We start from the raw sequence: 9,171 nt of genomic DNA on the forward strand, positions 1-9,171 counted from the left end.
GTTTTTTTGTCATCCTGAGCAACGCGCCACGCTGACCTCACCCCGTTCCCCACACTCTGGCGCGTAGCGAAGGATCTACTGCGCGTGCCGGGGGACTCGTGTCAGCAGCCGTCCTCCTGCCGCGCCGGCTAGATCCTTCACTCGCCGCAGCAGTGTGAAGCGTTTCGCCGGCTCCGGCGATGCGGCTCGTTCAGGATGACAGGGTAGTCCAACGCACTCACGCACTCACGCACTTCCGTTCATGCCTTCCGCCCCCTTCTGGTCCACCGCCGATTCCCTCCGCCGCTGGTTCAGGCCGCCGCGGCGGCTGAAGTTTTCGCGCGCGGGGTGGATGTTCAGCGGTGGGGCGCTGTTGCTGGGCGTGGCGGCGATCGGGACCGGGAACAACCTGCTCTTCCTGCTGCTGGGCGCGATGCTGGGCTTCATCACGCTCAGCGGCTGGCTCAGCGAACAGATGCTGCGGCGCGTCGAGGTGCGAAGGCGTCCGCCGCGCGGGATCACGGCGGGCGAGCCGGCGCGGGTGTCGTACGAGGTGAAGAACACGAAGCGCCGCGTCCCCTCCTTTGCGCTGGAGATCGGCGAGGCGGGGTCGCCCGCGCGCGCGTGGGTCGCGGCGCTGGAGCCCGGCGCCGCCACCGTCGCGCGGGCCGAGGGGCAGTGGGAGCGGCGAGGCGTGTATCCGCTGGGGACGGTGACGCTCGCGACATCGTTCCCGTTCGGCCTCTTTCGGAAGGAGCGCGACGTGGAGCTTCCGGGCGAGGCCGTCGTGTGGCCGCGCGCGGACCGGCCCGTGCGCGAGCCGCGACCCGCTGGGGAGCGCTCCAGGCCGCCCGGCGAGCGTCCGGCCGGGGCTGGGGGGCCTCGGGGCGAGTTCCGCGCGCTGCGCCCCTTCCGCCCCGGCGACGACCCGCGCGACGTGCACTGGCGCACCACCGCCCGCGCCGGCGCCCCCGTCGTCCGCGAGTACGAGCGCGACCGCACCCGCGCGCTCTGGATCTGCCTCGAGCTGCGCGCCCCCGACGGCGACGACGCCGAAGCCGCCATCGAGACCGCCGCCGCCCTGGCCGCCGCTGCGACTCACCGCGGCGACGCCTTCGCGCTGGCGACGGCGGACGCGCGCGTGTCCCCCGGCGACGGGCCCGGCCAGCTGGAGCGCGTCCTCGACGCCCTCGCCCGCGCCCGCTTCCGCGAGGATGCGCCGCGCCCCAGCCCACCGGTCCCGCACGGCGAGTGCGTGTGGGTCACGCCCGGCCGCGGGGCGGAGGGCGGGTGGGGCGACGTCTTCGCCGTGGGCGCGCGATGACCGTCGCCCTGCTGCACCGACGTCTCACGGCCGGGATGGCGCTGGCCGCGCTCGCAGCCTACGCGTCCGGCGCCGGCCTGGGCATGGCGACGCTCACGGCGGGCGCGGGGCTCCTTCTCGCCACCCTCTGGCAGCCGCCGGCCTCGCTGAGCGCGTGGGTGGAGCAGGGGACGCGCGTCGGCATCGTGGGGCTGTGCGCGTGGATGCTGTACATCGCCTTCGTGCGCGGCGGCGACTTCATGCCGCAGGTGCTCGGGATGCTCCTCTTCCTCCTGGTGGCCGAGTCGCTGCGCTCGCTCGACGCCAGGAACGACATGCGGCTCTACTCGCTGAGCTTCGCCCTGATGATCGCGGCCACCGGGTACTATCCGGGGATCGCCTTCGCGGGGGCGTTCGCGGCGTACGTGGCCCTTTCGGCGCTGGCGATGATGGTCGGCTTCCTCCGCCGCCAGGCCGAGGGGTACCGCGCGCCGGAGATCCGCGTGGGCCGCCGCTTCCTGTGGACCACCGCGGCGCTCAGCGGGGTGACGCTGCTGATGAGCGCCGTCCTCTTCATCCTCTTTCCGCGCCTGCCGCGGCAATGGAACGTGCACGGCCGCGCCCGCGGCGGCGAGGCGATGGTGGGCTTCGGCGACGGCGTGTCGCTGGGGGAGCACGGCTCTCGGCTGCAGCTCAGCGACAACCCGCGCGTCGCCTTCCGCGCCGAGTTCCCGGACGGCCCTCCGCCCGGCCTCACCTCCATCCACTGGCGCGGCCGCACGTACGACACCTTCGACGGCACCCGCTGGTCGCGCGGCCCGGTCGGACTGGTCGATCTCCCCCCCGGCGCCTACCGCCGCCGCTGGGGCGGCGAGGCGCTGCGCGTGAGGATCTTCGGCGGGCCGCCGGGCGTGCAGGTGCTCTTTGGGCCGCACCCGGTGCTGCGGGTGGAGCCGCGCTCGGCCGTGCGCCCCTTCCGCGACAACAGCGGCGACGTGCGCTTCAGCGGCAGCGAGACGCCGGTCTACACCGTCGTATCCGGCCCGTCCGCTCCCCCGCCCGAGGCGCTGGCGGAGGGGCAGGATGCCGACCTCCCGCAGCTCGCCCCGTACCTGATGCTCCCGCCCGTCTCGCGGCGGGTGCGCCGCCTGGCCGACTCGCTGCGCGCGGGCGCGGGGACGCGGCTGGACCAGGTGCAGGCGGTGGAGCGCCACCTGCGTTCCTTCAGCTACACGCTCGAGCTCCCCGCCACCCGCGCCGAGACGTCGCTCGATCACTTCCTCTTCCGGCGCCGCGCGGGGCACTGCGAGTACTTCTCCACCGCGATGGCGGTGCTGCTGCGCGCGCAGGGCATCCCCGCCCGCAACGTGACCGGCTTCCTGGGCGGCGAGTGGAACGCCGGCGCCCGCTACCTTCGCGTCACCGAGAACGACGCGCACTCCTGGGTCGAGGTCTGGTTCCCCGGCGCCGGATGGGTTCCCTTCGACCCCACGCCCCCCTCGCGTTCCGACGTGGTGCAGCCTGGCTTTGGAAGCTCGTGGAGCGGCCCGTTCCGCTTCTGGTTCGATGGCGTGGAGTATCGCTGGTACCGCTGGGTGATCGACTACAACCTGGACCGGCAGCTCTCCGTCTTCCGCGGCGTCGGCTCCCTCTTCGCCCGCGGCGACGGCGCCGAGCGCGATGCCGAGCGCCCGCGCCCCGGCGGCGGCGTGCCGGACGAGGCGCCGTGGGTCGTGATCGCGCTGGTGCTGGCCGGCGGCGCGGTGTGGATCATCCGGCGCCGCGGCGAGCGCCTTCCGCCCGAGGCGCGCATCTACCTCGCCCTCCGCCGCGCCTACGCCCGCGCCGGCATCGGCGACGACGCGGCCGGCCCGCTGCAATGGGCCGAAGGGCTGGAGCGCGCCGGCGCGCCGGGCTCGGAATCCGCCGCCCGCCTGGTGCGCCACTACCTGGACGCGCGCTTCGGCCGCCGCCCCGCCGGCCCGCGGGGCATCGCCGAGATGACCCGCGCCCTCGACGAGTCCCGCGCCGCCCTCCGCGCCGGCAGGCGGGTGCACGCGGCCTCGGCGAAGTAGCTCGCGAAAGGGACCCTGTTTCGCGCGCCCCTTCCATTCCGGGCGCAGTTGTAGCAGAGTAGAGTAACAAATGCACGCGGGGGGCACCCCGCATCCTCCCATCCGAGAGTGTCCAGGACGATGGAGCAGAAGCGCTTCGAGGTGGAGATCACCTTCCGCCAGACGGTTCGTTACGTGGTGGATGCAAAGGACCGCAAGCTGGCCGAGCGGATGGCCGTGGAGCGCTGGCACGGCGGCGAAGAAGGGACGACGCTGAGCATCGACTGCTCGGAAGTGATGGCCGTCGCCGCCGCCGAGTCGCCCACCGAGGACAAGCAGTGCCGCGACTGCGAAGCCGCCTTCCGCTACCTGCGCGACCGCGAGCTGGTGATCGAGATGCTGGACGCGGACGCCTTCAACCCCACCGTGCACGACGCCGTCTCGGCCGATGACGTGGCCACGCACCTCGGCTGGAAGCGCAAGGACGACCCCACCCTGGCCGACACGGCCCGCGCCGCCCGCGCCCTCGACCGTCTCTGCCAGGAGCACCGCGTGGTCTGCTTCACCCGCCCGCGCGTGCGCGCCAGCGAGCGCGGCGAGGTCCGCCTCTACTGCACCCCCCAGCACCTCGGCCGCCTGACCTCCCTGCTGATGGACGACCCGGAGCTGAGCGCCGCGGCGGTGTAAGGGGGGCCCCCTCCCCGCTCGTTCCTCGCTGCCCCTCCCCCAAACTGCTGGGGGAGGGGCATGTTCTTTCCTTATTTGGGCAGGCAGGCACGACCTTCAACAGAAATATGGCTTTTTGTGCGCGATTCAATTACCATCGAAATGGACCGTGGTCTCTCTGCTTCTCTCTTGAACCGGAGGTGCTTGATGACACGCGAATCTATCACGACACAGGCGCGGAACGCTCGCGTGCTTGCCGAGGAGCGGTCGCACGGCGCGGGCGGGGTTATGGGGAAGGAGACGGAAAGTCCGCACCAGGCACCCGCCGGCCCCCATCAGGCTCCTGCCGGTCCGCAGCAGGCACCCGCCGGCCCGCAGCAGGCACCCGCCGGTCCGCAGCATAAGCGCAAGTAGCGGGGGCTGATCATGCGTTACCTTGTGCTGAACCCGCCCTACATCATGAAAGAGGGACAGGTGATCCCACCGGCAGCAGCAATGCTGCCGATGGGCCCTCTGGGAATCGCCACCGAACTCGTGGAACGGGGGCATGAGCTCGACTACTTGGACTTTGCCTTCGCCGAGTCGCTACCCGATGAAATCGACGCAAGTGAATACGACGGCGTGCTCATCGCGATCCATACCCTGCGCAACGTGCCGACTGCGAAAGAGCTTTTGAACCGGGTGAAGGGCGCATCCTACGTGGTTGCGGGGGGGAATGTGTGTTCCGAACTCGGAAAGGAGGATCTGGGCGGAGTTGGGGTATTCGCGGATGCGGTGTTCAGGGGGTACGCGCACGGCCACCTTGATCGGATCGAGAGTGCGACGCAGGGTGACATCAAGGCCGGCTCCGCTTCTAGCCGCATGCCCGCGCCAAACCTATCCCTGCTCACCGCTGAGTTGCGAGATGTGTATTGGGAGCGATCGAGCGCACGCTATCCGATCATCGGACCCGGCGGTTTCGGGTGTGCGTGGTCATGCAACTACTGCACGGCCAAGATGTTGTCCCGACGCGTCGAACGGGACTTCTCGGTGATCGAGCGCGAGATTGATCAGGCGAAACGCCTCGGATACCGCGAGCTGTGGTGCGTCGACAACATCTCGTTGGTCGACGCGGACTTGGCCCTGGAGTTCGATCAGATGGTAGAGCGTGCGGGCCTTACGTGGCTCGGTATGACTCGCGCGGAAACGGTGATTGTGGCGCGGAACCGGCTACCGAAGTTCAGGCGGCTGACGGACATTGCGCTCGGGGTGGAAGCGCCGGCGCGCCAGCTCGTGACGCTGAACCGAGGCGAGCGCAGGGACAACGACGAGCGACTTCACCACGCTTTCGGGCTGCTGCATGATTCCGGTATTACTTCCACCGCATTCGTCATGCTGGATCTTCCTGGCTCCTTAGATGCCGACTACTGGGCGCTTGTGGATCTGCTGGCTTACGTTCGACCCGGGAACGTCAGCTGGAGCTTCTTCAACCCCCCCGCCGTGAAGGCAATCACCCTCGGGCTGGATCTTGCCGCGACTGGGTTTTACCGGTGGCCCCTCGGGTTCGCGCGCATCCCTGACACGCGTGTGGTACAATTCGCGATGGTGATCACTGGCACGTGGTGGATGAACTGGGCTCCTGAATCCTTTGTCAGAACCCCGGATCATTTTGGGGTCGTTTTCGATGAGGGAGAGATCGTCCAGACCCCCGACGCGCGCTCAGTTGTAGGTGACTTGTGGAGCGCATGGGACTTCAATGCCGCGCCGTTACGTCTGCCTGACCCTCCGCATCTAGCCAAGCCACTACTCGAGAGAACGGGAGCGTAGCCCCGCGGCGCTGTCGCAGGAGTATTAGACTGCGCGCGGCTCCGGGCTACAACTCCCCCTCCACTTCCGGAACTCGTCGGACGCCGATCTGGCATGTCTGGGGTATGGTATGGGTGGCGGCGGGATCACCGGTTGCCGCCCGCTACATCCGCCGACATCCATAGGTCCGTAGGTGATTGATCGCGCCTGTGTCTACGTTGCTCGGGTCGAAGTAACTGCACAACCCACCCTGGCGTTTAACGCGCACTGGACACACAAGCTCCCGTAGCGTTCATCACACCGCCGATTACTCCGCTCCATCGCCTTGCACCCATCTTGGACCCCTCAGCGTTGCACGCGGGGGGATGGCGGTCTATCCTTTCGCGCGCGCCACTCGGCGCAAGATTCCACTCGGGTTCGCCGGGCCCTCGGTCGCCCCCAATTTGTCATCCTGAGCGACGCGCTGCGCAGGTGCTTGTGTTTCTCTGATCCGTGGCGCGGAGCGAAGGATCTACTGCGCGAGACTGGAGGCCTGGTCCGTCACGCCGGGGCCCTTGGTTCGCCGGCTAGATCCTTTGGTCGCCGCCGGAGGACAGCGTGCGTGCGGGGGTCTGGGTGGCGGCTCCCTCAGAGGGTGTTTAAAAACGTCAATCCGGCAGATCCGATGGCTCGCGCGAGAGCAAGATCAATCTTCAGTTGTGCGGAAGATGATTACTTCTTGCTTCCCTGCGGCATCGCGAGACTACGGATTGAGGGCCCCAGTGGAGTTTTTAAACACCCTCTCAGGATGACAAAGTGGGTGTGGCCTGAACCCCAACGCACTCACGCACTAACGCACTCACGCACTTCCCCTCCCCCCAACCCGCTCCCCGCCTTGACGTTCTCCGCGCTCGACTTCGCCATCGTCATCGGCTACATCGTCTTCGTGTCCGTGCTGGGGGCGGTGCTGGGGCGCCAGCAAAAGGACGCGAGCGACTACTTCCTCGCCGACCGGGCCATCCCGTGGTGGGCGGCGTGCTTCAGCCTGGTGGCCACGGAGACCAGCGCGCTCACCGTCATCAGCGTGCCCGCCACGGCGTACGGGGCGGACCTGTGGATGATCCAGCTTGCCGCAGGGTACTGCATCGGGCGCATCGGGATCGCCATCTTCCTGCTGCCGCGCTACTTCCGGGGCGAGATCGCCACCGCGTACGTGCTGCTGGAGCGCCGCTTCGGAGACAGGGCGCGGCGCTTCGCCTCGCTGATCTTTCTGGTGACGAGGACGCTGGCGGACGGGGTGCGGATCTTCGCGACGGCGCTGCCGCTGGCGGTGGTCGCGGGGATCCCGGTGTGGCAGAGCATCGTGGCGATCGGCGTCTTTACGCTGCTCTACAGCTACTACGGCGGGTTGCGCGCGGTGGTGTGGGTGGACGTGGCGCAGCTCTTCATCTACGTGGCGGGCGGCGTCGCGGTGCTCTGGGTGCTGGTGCGGCTGGTGCCGGGCGGGTGGAGCGGGATCGTGGCCGCCGCGGAGCCGGGCCACAAGCTGCGCATCCTGCACCCCGGCGGCGGCTTCGCGGACCCCAAGTGGCTGCTGACCGGGATCGTGGGCGGCGCCTTCCTCACCATGGCCAGCCACGGCGCGGACCACCTGATCGTGCAGCGCCTCCTCGCCTCGCCCTCGCTGGGCGATGCGCGCAAGGCGCTGGTCGGGTCGGGCGTCATCGTCCTGATCCAGTTCGCGCTGTTCCTGCTGATCGGGGTGGGGCTGTTCGCGTACTACAAGGGCGCGCCTTTCACCCCGCCGGACTCCGTCTTTCCGCGCTTCGCGGTGGAGCACCTTCCGACGGGGGTGCGCGGGCTGGTGGTGGCGGCGATCCTGGCGGCGGCGATGTCGTCGTCGCTCAACGCACTGGCGGCCGTGTCCGTGCACGACATCTACGTGCCGCTCACCGGGCGCGGCGGCGAGGCCCACCTGCTGGCGGTGGGGAAGCGTTTCACCCTCTTCTGGGGCGCGGTGATGATCGTGGTGTCGCTCGCCTTCCAGTGGGTCGCGTCGGGGACGCCGCTGGTGGTGATCGCCCTGCAGATCGCCTCGTTCACCTACGGCGGGCTGCTGGGAGGCTTCCTGCTGGGGCTCGTTTCGAAGCGCGCGCGGGAGCGTGACGCCATTGCGGGCATGGCGGTTGCCGTCGCGGGGATGGCGGCGCTGTGGGCGCTGCAGCAGTTCGGCGCGATTCCCAAGGTGATCGACACCCTGTGGTTCGCGCTGCTGGGCTCGGCCATCACCGTGGCCGTGGGCTCGGCGACGGCCCGGCTGCGGCCCGGCCCGCCGAAGCCTGAGCCGCTTGGCGCATAGCTTCCTTCATCCTCCTGCCGGACGAGCGAATGGACCTGTACCTGTTCCTGAAAGCCGTGATCCTTGGCCTCGTGGAAGGCGCCACGGAGTTCATCCCCGTATCCTCCACCGGGCACCTGATCCTCTTTCAGGACTGGCTCAACTTCGAGGGGAAGAAGCAGAACGCGTTCATCATCTTCATCCAGCTCGGCGCCATCCTGGCCGTGGTGTGGGTGTACCGCGAGAAGATCGTGGAGGTGCTGCGGACGTGGCGCACCCCCAGGTCGCGCGGCCTCATGATCAACCTGGTCGTCGCGACCATTCCCGCCGTGGTGATCGGCGTGCCCACGGAGAAGTGGATCGAGGCGCGGCTGTTCAAGCCCTTTCCCGTGGCGCTGGCGCTGGTGGTGGGCGGCATCGCGATCCTGCTGGTGGAGCGCTACTTCCGCACGCCCACGGTGGAGTCGGTGGACGACATCCCGCTGCGCAAGGCGCTGGGGGTGGGGCTCTTCCAGGTGCTGGCGATGCTCTGGCCGGGGTTCTCGCGCTCGGGCGCGACCATCATGGGCGGGCTGGGGCTGGGCCTGTCGCGCACGGCGGCCACGGAGTTCTCCTTCTTCATGGCGATCCCGGCGATGCTGGGCGCGTCCGTCATCAAGATGGGCGACATCATGGACGTGGCCACGAAGGCGGACGTCCCCGTCTTCGCCACTGGCTTCATCGTCGCCTTCATCTCCGCGCTGGTGGTGATCCGCGGTCTGCTGTCCTACGTCTCCAGGAACGACTTCAAGCCGTTCGCCTGGTACCGCATCGCCATCGGGATCGTGCTGATCGCCTGGTACTGGAACGGTTCGGGGGGGGCGTAGGGCCCCCTCCCCCCGGCCCCCTCCCCCGCCTGCGGGGGCGCAGGGCGGGTGAGGGGGAGAACTTCGCGCGCGTTGCGGCGATCCCATCGTAGGGGCCGCCCCATGTGGCTGCCCGTGCCCGCCGCCGCACCGCCCCACGCGCGCCGGCACGGACGCACGCGAAACGCCCCTCCCCCAGGTTGTTTTGGGGGAGGGGCCGCG

Annotated in this window: 6 protein-coding genes; all 6 read left to right on the forward strand. The window is 69.3% G+C overall.

Annotated elements, in window-relative coordinates:
• The first annotated feature begins 241 nt into the window (after window positions 1-241).
• The 6 genes from VF647_23025 (at window position 242) to VF647_23050 (ending at window position 8,970) form a co-directional block, all read left to right on the forward strand.
• Complete coding sequence (locus VF647_23025) at window positions 242-1,303, forward strand: DUF58 domain-containing protein (protein HEX8454969.1); 1,062 nt, start codon at window positions 242-244, stop codon at window positions 1,301-1,303.
• Window positions 1,300-3,357, forward strand: coding sequence for a transglutaminaseTgpA domain-containing protein (locus tag VF647_23030; GenBank protein ID HEX8454970.1), 2,058 nt, complete (start codon window positions 1,300-1,302; stop codon window positions 3,355-3,357). Before VF647_23025 ends, VF647_23030 begins: the two co-directional genes overlap by 4 nt.
• Before the next feature lie 108 nt (window positions 3,358-3,465).
• Window positions 3,466-4,023: a hypothetical protein gene (locus VF647_23035; GenBank protein ID HEX8454971.1), complete on the forward strand. Its 558-nt coding sequence runs from the start codon at window positions 3,466-3,468 to the stop codon at window positions 4,021-4,023.
• Window positions 4,024-4,428: 405 nt separating this feature from the next.
• Entirely contained in the window at window positions 4,429-5,808 is a 1,380-nt protein-coding gene (locus tag VF647_23040; GenBank protein ID HEX8454972.1) for a radical SAM protein, read from the forward strand.
• Between the two features lie 853 nt (window positions 5,809-6,661).
• Complete coding sequence (locus VF647_23045; protein ID HEX8454973.1) at window positions 6,662-8,125, forward strand: sodium:solute symporter; 1,464 nt, start codon at window positions 6,662-6,664, stop codon at window positions 8,123-8,125.
• A 29-nt stretch (window positions 8,126-8,154) separates the two neighbouring features.
• Complete coding sequence (locus VF647_23050; protein ID HEX8454974.1) at window positions 8,155-8,970, forward strand: undecaprenyl-diphosphate phosphatase; 816 nt, start codon at window positions 8,155-8,157, stop codon at window positions 8,968-8,970.
• The last annotated feature ends 201 nt before the right edge of the window (window positions 8,971-9,171 follow it).

It is taken from the genome of Longimicrobium sp. (genome assembly GCA_036387335.1).
Classification (GTDB): Bacteria; Gemmatimonadota; Gemmatimonadetes; order Longimicrobiales; family Longimicrobiaceae; genus Longimicrobium.